This window comes from Clostridium cuniculi (genome assembly GCF_004353185.1).
GTDB classification, from domain to species: Bacteria; Bacillota; Clostridia; order Clostridiales; family Clostridiaceae; genus Clostridium; species Clostridium cuniculi.
Window position 1 is genome coordinate 1 of sequence record NZ_SMUS01000039.1, and the last position, 17688, is coordinate 17688.

Sequence of the window (17688 nt, forward strand, 5' to 3'; positions counted from 1 at the left end):
TGAGTAATAAAACATTAACAAAGGAAAAAAAGTACATAATTTTATAGTGTAATTCTAAATGGATAATAATAAGATAAGTATTGTGTATAAATCAAGATTAGTTATGATATAAGTTGTACCTATAAAAATGTTTGTACAATAATTATGCAGTATTATACTATAAAGTAAATATATAAAACAAAAGAAGTAATTATGTATGATATAGGATTTAATTTTTAAAAATATAAATTATAGTAGTATCTTTTTCGATACTATGTATTAAAAAAGTACCTACTTTTCTTAAAGTAAAATATGATTTATTATACAATTATAACCAGTAATTGTATGTATAATTAGGTTATAAGAAAGGTAATTTTAATAAATATCTCTTTAACGTTTATTGCGTATTTTTTAAAAGAAATTTAAAAATATCACATTAAGAAATGTAATAGGAATAATAGATATATAGTATAAAGAAGGAGAGAAGTATTTGTGATAAATAAGAAGTCTGAGATAATTGTCACTGGTGATGTTTGTGTAAATTTACTAGTTTGGCAAAAAAGAACTAATATAGATAATACTTTTAATTACAATTTATACCCTAAGGTATGCCAAAGGTATGAAAAGGGAGGAGCTTTATTGTTGTCCAAGCTTATAGCGGATGCAACAGAACTTGAAGTAGCTTCACCTGAAATTGAGGATATGAACTTATATTTAAATGATAATGTTTTAGTTTCAGTTGCAAATTTGAAGAAGTTTCCATTAACTAATAATAAGCAAAATAAAGATGAAGTTTATAGAATAGATGAATTTTCAGGATATTATATAAAAGATTCAGAAGCTCCTAGAACATTTTCTGTAATAAATGACAATGAAGATGCTAAAATAGTTGTATTAGATGATAACAATAATGGTTTTAATTCCAATGAAGATGTTTGGCCATTAGCTATAAAATCAGCTAATAAAACACCTATAATATTATATAAAACTAATAAAATAGATTTTAATAATAAATTATGGCTACATATTGAAAAAAATCATTTAAAAAATACTATAGTTATTATTAATGCAGATGACTTAAGAGCTAAAGGAGTAAATATTAGTAAAGGGCTTTCTTGGGAAAAAACAGCATTAGATTTTGTTTGGCAGATGAAGAATAATCCTAAGCTTAAATATCTATCTAATTGTACAAATCTTATAATTCCTTTTGGATTAGAAGGAGTAATATATTATCATAAAGATTTAAGTAGTACATCAAAGTTATATTTTTTAACAAATGAATTTGAAGGTGGATTTATAAAAGAAAATAGTGGAAAAATGTACGGATTAACATCTTGTTTTGTAGCTGGTCTTACTAAATCAATAAGCAATAGGACAGAGGGAGAAGCTTTGTCAGAGCTAATAGATGAAGGTATCAGACAAGGGATGCTTTCAGCTCAAAGATATTTTATTAATGGATTTGGAGCTGATTTAGAAAATGATAAATTCCCTAATGAATCATTATTTAAATGTGCTGAGGGTGAATGTAATTTTAATGAACATATTCAAGATGTTAAAATAAAAAATACTAATAATCCTAATTGTCGAGGATGTTGGTATATTATAAAAGATAAAAGTTCAACAAATTTAGAAGAAATTGCCTATGAAATAGTTAAAAAAGGCGAAGATAGTGCTTTGAAGTATATTCCTATAGCTAAATTTAGAAATTTAAAAACAGTAGATAGAACTGAAATAGAAGCCTATAGAAGTATAAAAAATCTTATTGCAGAATATATTTCTACTGAAAATGCTGTGAGACCACTATCTATTGCAGTTTTTGGTACTCCAGGATCAGGTAAATCTTTTGGGGTAACAGAAGTTGCTGCAAGTATAGCTCCAAATTTAATAGAAAAAATAGATTTTAATCTATCACAATTCCAAGGTGTTAATGATTTAATTGCAGCTTTTCATAAAGTTAGAGATATAGTATTGAATGGTAAGTTACCACTTGTATTTTTTGATGAATTTGATTCTACTTTTGGAGAAAATCTGGGGTGGTTAAAGTATTTCTTAGCACCTATGCAAGATGGTACTTTTAGAGAAGGAGATTCAGTACATCCAATTGGAAAAGCTATATTTGTATTTGCAGGAGGAACATCAAGTACATATGAAGGATTCTGTGGAGAAGAAATAAAAGATGAAGATAAAATAGAATCATTTACAAATACTTTTAAAAATGCTAAGGGTCCTGATTTTGTTAGTCGTTTAAGAGGGTATGTTAATATTCTTGGTCCAAATCAAACAGATAAAAAATGGGATCAATTATTTATTATTAGAAGAGCAATGCTACTTCGTTCTTTATTGATTAGAAAAGCTCCATATCTTATTAATGACAATGGAGAAGCACAGGTTGATAATGGAATTATTAGGGCATTATTAAAAATTCCTAAATTTAAGCATGAATCAAGGTCTATGGAAGCTATTTTAGAAATGAGTATGTTATCAGGAGTGAAAAAGTGGGAACAATCACATTTACCATCTAAAAGTCAGTTGAAACTACATGTAGATGAACAAGAATTCTATCATTACATGATGCTTGAAGAATTCTTTAGTGAAAAAATAGAACATTTATCATATTATATTTGGAGTAAATTTGAAAAAACATATTTAGAAAATAATCCAATTATTATAGATAGTTATAATGATGTTTTACAAAATCACTTAAAAAAATGGATTTATGAACAAGTGAAAAACATTCCTCAAATACTATATAAGGCTAATTATGAATTATGTTCAATTAACGAAACACCTATAGTGGTAAATTTTGCAGAAAATGAACTAGAGTATTTAGCAGAATATCAGCATGAGATATGGTTAAAAAATAGAAAAAAAGAGGGATGGAAATATGGAGAATTTGCTGATGTTAATAAATTGGTTCATCCATCAATAACAAGCTGGAATAATTTAAGTCAGGAAATCAAAGATACTATAATTAAATATATTAAATTATGGCCTGAAGCATTAGTAAATAGTAAGTTAAAAATAGAGAAATTGAATTATTTATGCTATTGCGAATCACATAATTGTATTAAGAAAACTTATGATAATTAAATGATTAATAGAAGACTAAATATAAAAAAGCTAGTGAATGCATTGCAATCACTAGCTTTAGCTATGTTTAAATATTATTTACTTTCCCAATTAAATACATATGGAACATTTCTGTAATAACCTTCATAGTCAAGTCCATAACCTACTACGAATAAATCATCGATTTCGAAACAACAATAATCAGGTTTTAAATCAACTTTTCTTCTAGAAGGTTTATCTAATAATACACAAGTTTTTACTGATCTTGCGCCTAATTTTTTTACATGTTCTATAACAAATTCCATTGTATATCCAGTATCTATTATATCATCAACTATTAAAACATCTAATCCTTCTATGTTATCTGGAATATCGTTAACAACATTAACAGTACCAGAACTAACTTCGCTATGTCCATAACTAGAAGTAGTCATGAATCCAACCTTAGCTTTTACGTCTAAAGCTTTAAATATATCAGCTCCAAAAACAAAGCTTCCTCTTAAAAGAGGTAATACATATAATTCTTTACCTTCATAATCTTTACTTATTTCTTCACCTAATTCTTTAACTCTAACCTTAATTTGTTCTTCAGAGAAAAGAATATTACGCTTTTTATCGTCCATGTAAGAAACCCTCCACTACAGTATTTATATTATTAATTATTATATGAAAAAATATCATAAATAGTTGGCTTATTTATATTAAGCAAAAGTATAATTGTATTCCACTAGAAGTACAATAATAATATAGATTCTAACAATAATTTTAAAATTTTGCAACGTAAAAATTGGAATATATTTAGTTTACAGTTACTTTAGAATAAGATAAAATATAGTGAAATATCAGTAATATTAGTATATATAGGAATAGGTTTAATAGAAATTATAAAATTACTTTTATACAATTAGTATATACTAAATAAGAAGCTTTAGTTGAGGTGATAATATGATATATGGAAATATAGATGGTGTAAAAAAGTCTGCTATAGAAGAATTAGAAAGACTTTATAAAGCTAAATGCCCAAAAGATGAGGTTTGTTCTACTGAAATAATAGAAGTAATTTCTAGAGTTTCATCATTTATAGAAAGAGAAGTAAGTGTTGCAATAGATAGAAGAGGAAATATTAGAACTATAGCAATTGGAGATTCTACTTCAGTAGAAATAGAAACTTTAGATATAAGGGAAAAAAGATTAGCTGGTGTTAGAATAATTCATACACATCCAAATGGTATGAGTAATTTATCTGCATTAGATATTAGTGCTTTATTAAAATTAAAATTAGATGCTATTGTAGCGGTAGGAATATATGAAGGAAAGATATTAGATTGTTCTTTAGGAATGCTAACTGTTCTTAATGATACTTTAGATTATGAAGAAACTGCTCATATACCTTTAGAAGAGATATCTAAAATACATATATTAAATAAAATTAATTATATAGATTCTTTAATTAAGGAAAAAGATATAATTGAAGATGATGAAGAAAAAGCTATATTAGTAGGTTCTGATACAAGAGAAAGTTTAGAAGAACTTAAGGAGTTAACAAAAGCTTGTGATATTCCAGTACTTGATAGTGTTTATCAAAGTAGAAGTAAAATAGATGCTGCTTTTTATATTGGTAGAGGTAAAGTTTTAGAAATTGCTCAATTAAGACAAAAGTTAAGAGCAAATGTAGTTATATTTGATGATGAATTATCAGGATCACAAGTTAGAAATTTAGAAGCTGCTATAGGGGCTAAAGTTATAGATAGAACTACCCTTATTCTTGAGATATTTGCTAGAAGAGCAAAGAGTAGAGAGGCTAAAATTCAAGTTGAATTAGCACAACTTAAATATAGAATGAGTAGACTTCAAGGGTTAGGTACAATAATGTCAAGAACTGGTGGTGGTATTGGTACTAAAGGGCCTGGAGAAAAGAAACTAGAAACAGATAGAAGACATATAAAAGAGCAAATTTATGATTTAAATGATGAATTAAAGAAAATTAAAAAAATTAGAGAAACTCAAAGAGAGAAAAGAAACAAAGAAAGTATTCCAAAAGTTTCATTAGTAGGATATACTAACGCAGGAAAATCTACTTTAAGAAATGCACTTTGTGATGTAGCAGCTCAAAAAGAAGTTATAGGTAAAGAAAAAGTATTTGAAGCAGATATGTTATTTGCAACATTAGATATAACAACTAGAGCTATTGTATTAAAAAATAAAGGAGTAATAACTTTAACAGATACAGTTGGATTTGTTAGAAAGTTACCACATGATTTAGTAGAAGCATTTAAATCAACTTTAGAAGAAGTAATTTATTCAGATCTTTTATGTCATGTAGTTGATTCTTCAAGTGATACAGCTTTAGAACAAATTAGAGCTGTAGAAGAAGTTTTATTCGAATTGGGAGCTAAAGATAAGAAAACTTTACTTGTTTTAAATAAAATAGATAATGCAACAGAAGAGCAACTTGAAGCTATTAAAAAAGCTACAAGTGAATATGAAACAATTGAAATTTCAGCAAGAGAAGGTATAAATTTAGATGAGTTATTAACACTAATAGAAGAAAATCTTCCTTATAAGATGAAAAAGTGTGAGTATTTAATACCATATGACAGAAGTGATATTAATTCATTCCTTCATAGAAATGGTAGAGTTTTAGAAGAAGAGTATAGAGAAAATGGAACTTTCATGATTGTTGAAGTTGATGATGAAAGTTATAATAAAACTAAAGATTACATCATAAATATATTAATGTAATAGTTAATAAGAGCTACTTAAGATTAAGTAATTTTAACATTCTTTAGAAATGATATAGGATTCTTAATGAATATTAAAATAAGCTGTCTATGGTTATAGAAGTGAATAAATACTTATTTTAAGGATGCTCTTTTTAACATAGGTTCTGATATTGTTAATAAAAAAGATATAAATGTTTTAAGGTACTACCTAAAAAATGTTCATAAGTACCAGTAAAATAATTTATATTTAGCAATATCAGGGCCATTTTTATTTTAAGACATTTTTAGATAGTTAAATATGTTAAAATATGTTAAAATATTAATAAGTATGGTTGTAAAGTGGGTGGAAATAAAATGGTTAATGGAACAATGATGCAATATTTTGAATGGTTTTTATTGCCACAGTGTAAATTATGGAACGAAATATCTAGAGAAGCAAGTAATTTACGTGATTTAGGTATAACAGCTGTATGGATGCCACCAGCATATAAGGGGATTGGTGGTGGATATGATGTTGGTTATGGAGCATATGATTTATATGATTTAGGAGAATTTAATCAAAAAGGAAGTATAGAAACTAAATATGGTAGTAAAGATGAATATTTAATGGCCATAAAAATGTTAAAGAAAAATGGTGTTCAAAGTTATGGAGATATAGTTTTAAATCATAAAATGGGTGCAGATGAAGCTGAAGAAGTTATGGCAAGAGAAGAGGAGTTTTTTAATAGGAATATTCCTATTAGTGGAACTAAAGTAATAAGAGCATGGACTAAGTTTACTTTTCCAGGAAGAAATAATAAATACTCTTCCTTTAAATGGGACTGGAATGCTTTTGATGGAATAGATTATGATGATAAAACAAAAAGAAATAGTATCTATAAGTTTTTAACTAAGGAATGGAGTAATAGAGTAGATAAAGAAAATGGAAATTATGATTACCTTATGGGAGCTGACTTAGATTTTTCAAATAGAGATGTGGTGGAAGAACTGAAAAAGTGGGGAAAGTGGTACATCGATTTTACAAATATTGATGGATTTAGACTAGATGCTGTTAAGCATATAAGTTATGATTTTTTTGTAGAATGGCTAGAATATCTAAGAAAAGAAAGTGGAAAAGAATTATTTTCAGTAGGGGAGTATTGGCATTCTAATGTAGATGTACTATTAGAATATTTAAAAAATACTAAATATGTTATGTCTTTGTTTGATGTACCATTACATTTTAATTTATATGAAGCTTCTCATAGCAATGGTGATTTTGATATGAGAAATATTTTTAAAGGTACATTAGTAGAGCAATATTCAACAAAAGCAGTAACTTTTGTTGATAATCATGATACTCAATTAGGAAGTTCACTACAGTCCTGGGTAGAAAATTGGTTTAAGCCAATAGCTTATTCTTTAATATTATTAAGAATAGAAGGATATCCTTGTGTATTTTATGGAGATTATTATGGAATACCAAGCCGTGGATATTTTGGCATAGGAAGTTATTTAGATTTATTATTAAAGGCTAGAAAGCAATTAGCATATGGCGAACAACATGATTATTTTGATGATAAAAATATAATTGGATGGACAAGAGAAGGAATTAAAGAATATAATAATTCAGGTTTAGCTGTTTTGTTAACTAATAAGTTAGGTGGGCAAAAGAAAATGTATGTAGGAAAACAGTTTTCAGGTGAGAAGTTTAGAGATTTGCTTTCAAATTTTCAAGAGAAAGTAGTTATTGATAAGGATGGTTTTGGAAAATTTATGGTTAGAAACGGAAGCGTATCTGTTTGGGTATTAGATAAGGTAGATATATAAATAAATAGCACAGGATTATTTAAGATTATAATTCTGTGCTATTATTTTTATAAAAATTTGACCAGATTTACTATATTTTCTATAATTAAATGTATTAATACAATTTATCAATAAGAGTGATGGGGGCAATATGGAAAAGTATAATATTGAATTTAATGATTATGAGCCTAAATATATTCAAATTGCAGATAATATCAAGAATTTGATTAATTCCAAAGTAATAAAGGATGGAGATAAGTTACCTCCTATAAGAGTATTAGCTAAGGAGTTAAAAGTAAATAATGTTACAATTGTAAGTTGTTACGATAAGCTTGTAAGTGAAGGTTATGCTTATCAAAAAATGGGTTCAGGAACATATGCCAAGAAAAGAGAAATTACTGATTATTTTAAAAAGGAATATTCTAAAGAAATTAAATTAATAAAAAACAATTATGAGAAAAATATAATTGATTTTACAGGAGAAAGCTCTAGAAAGGTTAATTTTCCTATAAATCAATTTAAAAGAGTTATAAATGAAGTTTTAGATAGAGATGGTGCAGATGCATTAATTAGGGAGGAAGCTTTTGGATATGCAAACCTTAGAGAAACTATAAATAAAGTATTTTGGAATAATTCTTTAAATATAGAGAACTTATTAATCGTATCAGGAGCACAACAGGGGATAGATATTGCATCAAAGGCAATATTAAATATTAATGATAATGTTATTGTTGAAAAACCAACTTATGCAGGTGCATTGTCTGTATTTAAATTTAGAAGAGCAAATGTGTTTGAAATGCCTGTAGAAGAAGATGGTATAAATATAAAAAAACTTGAAGATATATTAAGGAAAAATAAAATTAAGTGTTTTTATACAATGAGTTATTTTCAGAATCCAACTGGAATTAGTTATAGTCATGAAAAGAAACTTGCTATTTTAGAATTAGCGGAAAAGTATGATTTTTATATAATAGAAGATGATTATTTGTCAGAGCTAATATTTGATGATAATATAAAACACGAACCATTTAAGGTTTTAGATAAAAATGATAGAGTAATTTATATAAAAAGTTTTTCGAAAATATTTTTACCAGGGATAAGACTTGGATATATAATATCTCCAGAAAGCTTTAGAGAAAGTATCCAAAACTCAAAGATTAATACAGATATTGCCACATCAACATTAATGCAAAGAGCTTTAGAAATGTATATTAAAGAAGGTTATTGGATTGAATATATAGATAATCTAAGAAGTGAGTATATAAAAAGATATGAGTTAATGAAAAAGCTAATTAATGAAAAGTTGAAAAAGTATGTAGGATTTTTTGATCCTAAAGGTGGATTAAGCTTTTATTTAAATATTAAAGATAAAGAAATTAAATCAAAGGAATTATTTTATAGGCTTAAGGAAAAAGGAGTTTATATTACTCCAGGAACATTATTTTATAAGGGATCAAATTTAGGAGAGCAATATTTTAAGGTGAGTTTTTCACAAGTTAACCAGGAAGAAATAATAAGTGGAATTGATATAATTAAGGAGGAGCTAGAAAAATGGCATATATAACGATAAGAGAATATGGAGAAGATAGCTTTATTGAAAAAAAATCTGAATTTATTGGATATGCAAAAAGAGTAGAAAATGAAGAGGAAGCAAAAGCATTTGTAGCAGAAATAAAATCAAAGCATAAACAAGCAAGACATAATTGTTGGGGATATATAATTGGTGAAAATATGGGGATTCAAAGATATAGCGATGATGGTGAACCACAGGGGACAGCAGGAATTCCTATTTTAGAAGTGATGAAAAAATCTAATATTACAGATTGTGCAGTTGTTGTAACAAGATATTTTGGTGGTATTTTGTTAGGAACTGGAGGATTAACAAGAGCGTATACTAAAGGAGCTTCTATAGCATTAAAAGCTGGAGGTGTAGTAGAAAAGGTTCAAGGTGTTAAGGTATCTCTTACGTTAGATTATGATATGATAGGGAAAGTACAGTATTTTTGTGGACAAAATAATTGGCATATTGAAGATACAGAATATACAGATAAAGTTATAGTACACATACTTGCAGAAGTTTCTGTAGCGGAAGAAATAGAAAAAGAAGCTATAGAAGCAAGTAATGGAAAGATAATAGTTGAAAAAAGTAAACCAGAGGTGTATTTTAAAGAAGAGAATAGATTATATAGTATTATATAGTGATAAGGAAACATTCTATTTACTTTCGTTTGTAGGTGTAATTTTGAATTTAATTTCGGAAACACGCTACTCATTATTGTTCGTAGGTGTAAGTTGGATTGACAAAATTAAAATTTTGAATCTCGCTTAAATTGTTAAATAATAATCCTTATGGTATAATATAAGAAGATTTTTATTAATAAACTTAAAAGATTTAGGAGGATGAAATAATGTCAGGACATTCAAAATGGCATAATATACAAAATAAAAAAGGTAAAGCTGACGCTAAAAGAGGGAAAATTTTCACTAAAATTGGTAGAGAGTTAATGATAGCTGTTAAAAATGGAGGACCAGATCCTGATAACAACCCTAAATTAAGAGATGCAATAGCAAAAGCAAAAGCGGCTAATATGCCAAATGATACAGTACAAAGATCAATAAAGAAAGCTTCAGGTGAGTTATCAGCAGTTGACTATGAAAGAATAGTATATGAAGGATACGGACCATCAGGAGTTGCTGTTATTGTTGATACTTTAACTGATAATAAGAATAGATCAGCAGGAAATGTAAGAAGTGCTTTCACTAAAGGTGGTGGAAACATGGGAACTACAGGTTGTGTAGGATTCATGTTCCAAGAAAAAGGTGAAATTGTTATAGAAAAGGGAGACCTTGATGAAGAAGAATTAATGATGATGGCATTAGATGCTGGAGCTGAAGATTTCAATAGTGATGAAGAAGAAGTATTCATAATCACAACTGCACCAGAAGATTTTGGTACAGTAAGAGAAGCTTTAGAAGCTGAAGGATTAGAATTCTTAGAAGCAGCAGTTAAAATGATTCCAGATACATATACTGAAATTGATGAAGATGCAGCTAAGAAGTTCCAAAAGATGTTAGATTTACTTGAAGATGATGATGATGTTCAAGAAGTTTACCATAATGCTGAATTCCCAGAAGGATGGGATGAATAGAAGGTTTAATAGCTATATAAAGTCCTACAAAATCATTCGATAGTGACATACATCTTATTTATTTACACTCTTAATATTGATATACATAATATCAATGTTAGGGGTGTTTTTGTTATTAGAAGATTTATTGAAAGAATACAAATATGAAATGCAAATAAGGAGTTTTAGCATAAGAAGTATAAAAACTAGCTATAATTTAACGGTAAAGTTCATTAATTTTTGCTATAAGGAATTTGAAGTAAAAAAATATTGAAGAATTATTACCTATGCACTTAAAGGAATATATAAGTATATTCAAAATTTACAACGATCGGAAGTATATATCAACTCTATTATAAAATATCTTAGAGGTTATTTTAAATATACGGTAAAAGAGGATCATATTACAGATAAGTAAAATATTACTAAGAAGATTAGTTGGCTAAGAGAAAAAATACGTTGATTAAAATCTTTAATGATAATGTAAGAATAAAAATTATATTTTTATTATAAATCCATTGACGTTTCGTATCTATAGATATAAAATATCTATGGAAATAATAATTTATATATTTAGAGAGGTGCTTTATGAAAATTATATTGCTTGGTGGAAATGGATATATTGGAAGAGAAGTAACAAAACAATGGTTAAAGAAAGATTCACATGCAGAATTTTATATTATTTCAAGATCAGGAAAGAATAAATTAGTAGATAAAAGAATACATAATTTATCAGCTGATGTAACTGATTATAATTCTGTAGTAAGAGTGCTACCAGAAGGTGTTTCATGCATTATAGACTTTATCGGACGTCCAGAAAAAGATATGGAAGAACTTATAAAAGTTAATAAACAACCTGCAGAAGTAATGTTGGATATTGCTAAAAACTACAACATTGATAAGATAGGCTTTGTTGGTGGTGTTTTAGGACCGAAAAGCTTTGTAAATATTAAATCGGATATAATAAAGATGCTTCAATCAAGTCAAAAAAGAGTAGAATATGTAGAGCCTACAGTTGTTTATGGTGGTGATAGAAATGATATACTATCTAAAATGATTCCTATGTTTAAAATTATGGGGGTATTTTCCAAAAAACTAAAACCAGTCCATGTAGAAGATGTAGCTAGTGACTTAATTAGTAAGCTAACAAGATAAAAAAGGGAGATTTGTAGTGAAAATAAGTAAAAGTTTTGAACAAGGAATATACGTCCTTTTAATGCTAGGATTACAAAAAGATAATCAATCTGTAAAAAGCAATGTTATGAGCAAAATTTTAAAAGTATCAGATTCTTATTTGAAAAAGATTTTAAGAAAACTAGTTTTGGCAGATTTGGTTATATCTAGTGCTAGTAAAGATGGAGGATTCCAATTAAAAAAATCATTAAATCAAATAACTTTATATGATGTATATAAAGCAATTGAAACAGAAGGAATTAAATATGAAATATCAGATTTAGCTGAACATATTTTTAATGATGATGAGCATACTAAACAAAGCAAGAAAAAAGTAATGGATACTATTGATTTAGGAGTTAATGCGTTTAATAGTGAATTATCATCTGTATATTTATCAGAATTGCTTATGGAAGAAGAAAATAGATGTATAAAGATAGATTGGAACGAAAAGGTATAAGGTATTGCAGTAGATTCCAATTAAGATAGAGATTAGATGAATTTTTATAGGAACAGTTTTAAAATCTTACGAAAGTAAATTAAATATTAAATTGTGAGAATACCGTATTATTCAATAGAATATGCGGTATTTTTAGTTAGTAATTCAAAAATATTATTAACATATTAAAATAGGAATTTTAAAAGAGTTTATAGAGGAATACACTATATATGAATTAGCATTAGAAGATAAAGTTAGTCCAAGTTATATTAAACAGATTAAAAATAGGTGTGAAATATTGTATCCATTAAATATTAATATTGATTATTTTCCAACTAATTTTATTGTAAGTAATGAATTACTTTGGTATATAGATTATGAGTGTAATGACTATATTGAAGAATGGAATTTTGAAAATTAGGGCATCAAATATTGGTCTAAAACACCAGAGATAATTGAATATTATAACAATAATAAAAATTAAGAATCATTGATTAAGATAATTAGTTTGTTTAATCTTATATAAAATTAGAAATATTATATAATGAATAAAAAAATTAACAAATTTATACGAATGATAAAAAAACTATTGCAAAAAATGTTCGTATAATATATTATTCTTAATGTAGTAAAAGATGTAGGGCTATTCATCTTAGATATGTTAAGGGGGATAAAAATGTTAAAAAATAAAACTAAGTTACTAGCGCTTATAACTGCATTTACAATTAGTGCTGGATTAATAACACCAGTAAAATCGGTTAAAGCTGAAGAAATTAATGCGGAAGTAGTACATAATATTGAAAATGTAGCTTTAAATGAAGAGGAAAAGAGTGATGATAAATCTTCAAATAAAGTTATAGAAATATTAAGTTTTAATGATTTCCATGGAAATGTATTAGAAAGTGGAAAAAATATTGGGGCTGCAAAATTAACAGGTATTATAAAAGAGTATCAAAAGAAGGATGAAGCTAGTGATACATATGGGGTAGCAACAGTTTCAGGTGGGGATATATATCAAGGAACAGCAATTTCTAATATATTATCAGGTGCACCTGTTAGTGAAATGCTTAAGGAGATTGGAATAGTAGCATCTGCTATAGGTAATCATGAGTATGATTGGGGATCAGATAAAATAAAGCCATGGGCAGACGAAGTAGGCTTTAAGTTTGTAGCAGCAAATTTAATTGACGAAGCTACTGGAGAAGCGCCAGAATATGCGGAACCTTACGTAATGACTACTGTTGATGGTATTAATATTGCATTTATAGGTATTGCAACACCAGAGACATTAACAAGTACAAAAGCTGAAAATGTTGTTGGTTTAAAATTCTTAGATATAGTTGAAACAATTGATAAATATTCAAAAATTGTTAGAGCAGAAGGTGCAGATATAGTAGTTGCATTAACACATTCACCGGCTGTAGAAAATAGTGATGGAACAATAACTGGTGAAGCTGCAGAAATAGCAGAAAATGCTGCTGATGTTGATGCAGTAATTGCAGCACATAATCATAAATTTGTTGATGGATTTGTACAAAACAGCAACACTGGAAAAGATGTACCTGTTGTTCAAGCTGGATATAATGGTAGAGGATTATCAGTAATTACATTTACTTTTGATGAAAATGAGGAAATTCTAAATGTAGATGCTAATACTAGACAATTCTATGCAGAAAGTACAACAAATGAATTTCCTGTAGATGAAAATGTTGCAGAAAGTATAGCTAAGTATAATGAAGAGTTAGCTCCAACATTATTAACAGAAGTAGCAGAATTAAACTTTGATTTAGATCATGATAGATATGCTGGGGTTACACCTCTTGGAGTAACTGTTGCAGAAGCAATGAGACAGGCTGGTGGAACACAAGTAGCAATTGCAAATGGTGGTGGAATTAGAGCACCTTTAACAAAAGGAACACTAACACTTGGGGATATGTACACAATATTACCATTTGATAATAATGTAGTTACTATGAAAGTAACAGGAGCTAAATTAAAAGAATTAATTCAACATGGAATTAATCCAGATGGTTTTGGATGGGGACAATATTCAGGTTTAACAGTATGGTATGATTCAGCAACTGATGAAATAACTTCAATGAGATTGTCAGATGGAACTAAAGTTCAAGATGATGAGTATTATACTTTAACAAGTATAGATTTCTTAATGACTGGTGGAGATAGTTACAACTTTGATGGACATATTGATCCTGTTATTATTGGAGAAATGAGAGATGTTATTATTAGCCAATGGGAAAAAGGTATTGATAAGTTAAATTATAATTTATTAATAGATGGTGAAGATACAGCAGTTATTCCAGAAGCTATGTCAGGAATTATAGATACATCTATAGTTACATTAATAAATGGTAATGGAAGCTATGAAAGTCCATTAGAAATGAAGATTAATGATGTTGAAATTAACAAGGTAAAAACTTTCTTAAATAACTTAAAGCAATTAGGTAGTTTAGAAATTGAAGCAGAAGAAACTGATGACTATACAGTATTCAAGATAAAGATTTCATTAAAGGATAAATCATTAGAAGATATTTATATTACATTTAATGTAGATAATACATTAACAGAAGTGATATCAGCAATAAATGAATTAAAAGAAGATAACTCAGTTGAAAGTAATCCAGAAGAAACTCCAGAGGAGACGCCAGAAACAACTCCAGGTGAGAGTGGAAATGATGAAAATATTGAAAGTGGAAATAATACAGAAAGTAACACTAATGAGGGGAATAATAAATTACCTCAAACTGGGTCACCAATTTCTTCTTCACAAGTTATATTTATAGCATTAGTTATAACTACAATTGGAATTGTAGTTCTTAAGAAAAAAGAAAATATTGCATAAATTTAAAGGATATAAGCATTGACAAATCTAACATTAAATGATAGGATAAAGAAAAAAATCCCTTTAAATTGATTCGAGAAATCAATAAGGAAGTTATAGTATGCTTGTAAAATTATCTTTTAATAGAAATATAGTTATTAATAAAGATAAATAATTTTGAATTATATTAGCCTTCCTTTTTTTAGGAAGGCTTTTTTATATAATTTAATAAAGTGTATTATGCCTTATTTAGTTATTTGAATTAGGGAATAAACTAGTAAGGAGAATGAAACAAATGAAAGTAAGTAAAATTAACAACAGTAACAAATTAGCCATAAAAATGGCAGTAGCTCTTATTTTAGGGTTAGTAGTAGGAGTAGGATGTATAATACTTAGAGAAAATCTAAATGCTAATGGAAATGCACATATATGGACAAGTATTAACAACATATTATTCCAGGATATTTCACAAGAAGGAGCAACAAATGCTATAGGAGTTTTTTATATATTAGGTCAACTATTTGTAAATGCACTTCAATTAGTAATAGTACCAATGGTGTTTACATCAATAGCTTTAGCTATGTGTAAAATAAGTGATACTAAAAAACTTGGTCGTATTTCATATAAGACAATATTAGGATTCTTAGTAACATCAGTTTTTGCATTAGCATTAGCAGGAGCAGTTGGATTTATAATTAAAAATTTAGGTTTATTTACAGCAAATGTGGAAAATGTTACAGCACAAGCAGGTGTAGCAAGCTCTACAAATCCATTATTAATAATAGTACAAGCAATACCAAATAACATAACAGCTGCATTTTCTACAAATGGAAGTATTCTTGCAGTAGTTTTTGTAGCAGTAGTATTAGGACTTTGTATAAATACTTTAGGAGAGAAAATAAAGGTATTAAAAACTTTATTAGAAGAAATAAATTCAATTATAACAGTATTTTTAAGTTTTATAATAACAAAGTTTGGACCTGTAGCAATATTTGTACTAATTACAAGAACATTTGCAATATATGGTGTAGATAATTTAAAACCAGCACTTGTATATGTAATTACTACAGTGTTTACACTATTATTATTCTTAGTATTTGGATATGCATTATTTATAGCAATTGGAGCTAGACTTAATCCAATTAAATTTGTAAAAAAGATAGGGAAGGTTGCTTTATTTGGATTTTCAACTTCATCTTCAGCAGCAACATTACCTTTAAATACAAAAACTACAACTGAAGAATTAGGGGTTAGTGAAGATATTGCATCATTTATATTACCACTTGGAATGACTGTAAATATGAATGGTACAGCAATAATGCAAGTCATAGCAGCTATATTCATAGCAACAAGTGCAGGATATGATGTGACTATAGGGAATATAGTAGTTATAGCATTATTAGCTTTAATATCATCTGTTGGTACACCAGCAGCACCAGGTGCAGGAGCTATAATACTATTCACTGTATTAACAGGAATGGGATATAATAATGATGCAGCAATACTTGCTTATTCATTAATACTTGCAATAAACAGACCAATAGAAATGTTAGTAACTTCTCTAAACGTAGTTGGAGATGCGGCAACAAGTGTTGTAGTTGCAAAGTCAGAAGGTATGTTAGATGAAGAAATTTATAATAACGAAATAGTCTTAAGTAGAGAGTTAGCAGAATAGAAAATTAGAAAAGGGAACAAGCTAGATTAGAATAGTGAAGTGTCAACTGTATACTTTACAGAAGAACATTCATAAATAGCTTGTTCTTTTATATTTTTAAATATTTATATAAAAAAAGGACAACTAAATGTTGTCCTAAATAACTATTTAAATGTCATTGCATTTTTGAACCTAGATCCAGCTAGTAGGAATAAAGGTACTCCAATGCATGTGATTACAACTAATTCTCCTAGTGCAACTTGTCCCATAGATAAAATTAGTGGTAAACCATATAGCTTATTTAACATCCAACCAACTATAAGTCCATTAATTATTGTTGGCCAAATAGATGCTATAAAAAGTTTAGCCTTATAATTGTTTATAATTTTACCAGTTAAATAAATAGCATATACACTAATAAATGTAGCTAGTGTTCCAAATAACACATCCATAGGACCATTAGGACCTAATAAATTAGCAATTAAACATCCTAGTGTTAATCCACCTATATATAATGGATCAAATACAGCTAATAAAACTAAAATTTCAGAAATTCTAAATTGAACTCCCATGTAAGATAAAGGTGCAATAGCAACTGTTATAACTGCATAAATTGCTGCAATAATTGCAGTTCTAGTCAGTTTTTTAGTTAAATCATTTTTCATTTTGAAAAACCTCCTAATAAAAATTATTAGGAACCTAAGGCTTATAATAGTTAGAAGTTAGTAGTTTTTTTTAAAATTATTAAAATAAATTTAATTACTAATTCTTAGCTATTATTTTAAGTATAAACTTTTACCTAGTTTTGTTTTGAGACAGGAGGTTCCCGAACTGTCTATATTACAAAAATAAATTATACTCAATATTGTATCACAAATCAAGAAAAATTCATTTTA

General features: G+C 27.6%; 13 protein-coding genes. 11 read left to right on the forward strand and 2 right to left on the reverse strand.

What is annotated here, in order from left to right:
- The first annotated feature begins 471 nt into the window (after positions 1 to 471).
- A complete protein-coding gene (locus tag EJJ37_RS16160; RefSeq protein WP_133016519.1) occupies positions 472 to 3069 on the forward strand; it encodes a RyR domain-containing protein in 2598 nt (865 codons plus the stop codon).
- A gap of 74 nt (positions 3070 to 3143) precedes the next feature.
- Here EJJ37_RS16160 and hpt read toward each other — a convergent pair whose 3' ends face one another.
- Positions 3144 to 3671, reverse strand: a complete 528-nt coding sequence (gene hpt, locus EJJ37_RS16165) for a hypoxanthine phosphoribosyltransferase (RefSeq protein ID WP_133016520.1) — start codon at positions 3669 to 3671, stop codon at positions 3144 to 3146.
- Positions 3672 to 3993: 322 nt separating this feature from the next.
- Between hpt and hflX the strand changes: the two genes are divergently transcribed.
- The 10 genes from hflX (at position 3994) to EJJ37_RS16215 (ending at position 16813) form a co-directional block, all read left to right on the forward strand.
- A complete protein-coding gene (gene hflX / locus EJJ37_RS16170) occupies positions 3994 to 5790 on the forward strand; it encodes a GTPase HflX (RefSeq protein WP_133016521.1) in 1797 nt (598 codons plus the stop codon).
- Between the two features lie 335 nt (positions 5791 to 6125).
- Entirely contained in the window at positions 6126 to 7580 is a 1455-nt protein-coding gene (locus EJJ37_RS16175; RefSeq protein WP_133016522.1) for an alpha-amylase, read from the forward strand.
- A gap of 130 nt (positions 7581 to 7710) precedes the next feature.
- Positions 7711 to 9123: a MocR-like pyridoxine biosynthesis transcription factor PdxR gene (gene pdxR, locus EJJ37_RS16180; protein WP_133016523.1), complete on the forward strand. Its 1413-nt coding sequence runs from the start codon at positions 7711 to 7713 to the stop codon at positions 9121 to 9123.
- Positions 9111 to 9758 (forward strand): YigZ family protein, encoded by a 648-nt coding sequence (locus EJJ37_RS16185; protein ID WP_133016524.1) that lies wholly within the window; start codon positions 9111 to 9113, stop codon positions 9756 to 9758. The genes pdxR and EJJ37_RS16185 overlap by 13 nt, the downstream gene beginning before the upstream one ends.
- Positions 9759 to 9967: 209 nt before the next feature.
- On the forward strand, positions 9968 to 10708 hold the full coding sequence (locus EJJ37_RS16190) for a YebC/PmpR family DNA-binding transcriptional regulator (RefSeq protein ID WP_042393627.1): 741 nt from the start codon (positions 9968 to 9970) through the stop codon (positions 10706 to 10708).
- Positions 10709 to 11275: 567 nt separating this feature from the next.
- Complete coding sequence (locus EJJ37_RS16200) at positions 11276 to 11842, forward strand: NAD-dependent epimerase/dehydratase family protein (RefSeq protein WP_133016526.1); 567 nt, start codon at positions 11276 to 11278, stop codon at positions 11840 to 11842.
- A gap of 16 nt (positions 11843 to 11858) precedes the next feature.
- Positions 11859 to 12320, forward strand: coding sequence for an RrF2 family transcriptional regulator (locus EJJ37_RS16205; RefSeq protein ID WP_133016527.1), 462 nt, complete (start codon positions 11859 to 11861; stop codon positions 12318 to 12320).
- 277 nt (positions 12321 to 12597) lie between these two features.
- Complete coding sequence (locus EJJ37_RS21045) at positions 12598 to 12720, forward strand: hypothetical protein (protein WP_275547958.1); 123 nt, start codon at positions 12598 to 12600, stop codon at positions 12718 to 12720.
- Between the two features lie 255 nt (positions 12721 to 12975).
- Entirely contained in the window at positions 12976 to 15159 is a 2184-nt protein-coding gene (locus EJJ37_RS16210) for a bifunctional metallophosphatase/5'-nucleotidase (protein ID WP_166484815.1), read from the forward strand.
- A gap of 274 nt (positions 15160 to 15433) precedes the next feature.
- On the forward strand, positions 15434 to 16813 hold the full coding sequence (locus EJJ37_RS16215; protein WP_226891515.1) for a dicarboxylate/amino acid:cation symporter: 1380 nt from the start codon (positions 15434 to 15436) through the stop codon (positions 16811 to 16813).
- Positions 16814 to 16956: 143 nt separating this feature from the next.
- On the opposite strand, the gene EJJ37_RS16220 is transcribed toward EJJ37_RS16215, so the two are convergent.
- Positions 16957 to 17457, reverse strand: a complete 501-nt coding sequence (locus tag EJJ37_RS16220) for a QueT transporter family protein (protein ID WP_133016530.1) — start codon at positions 17455 to 17457, stop codon at positions 16957 to 16959.
- Positions 17458 to 17688 lie beyond the last annotated feature (231 nt).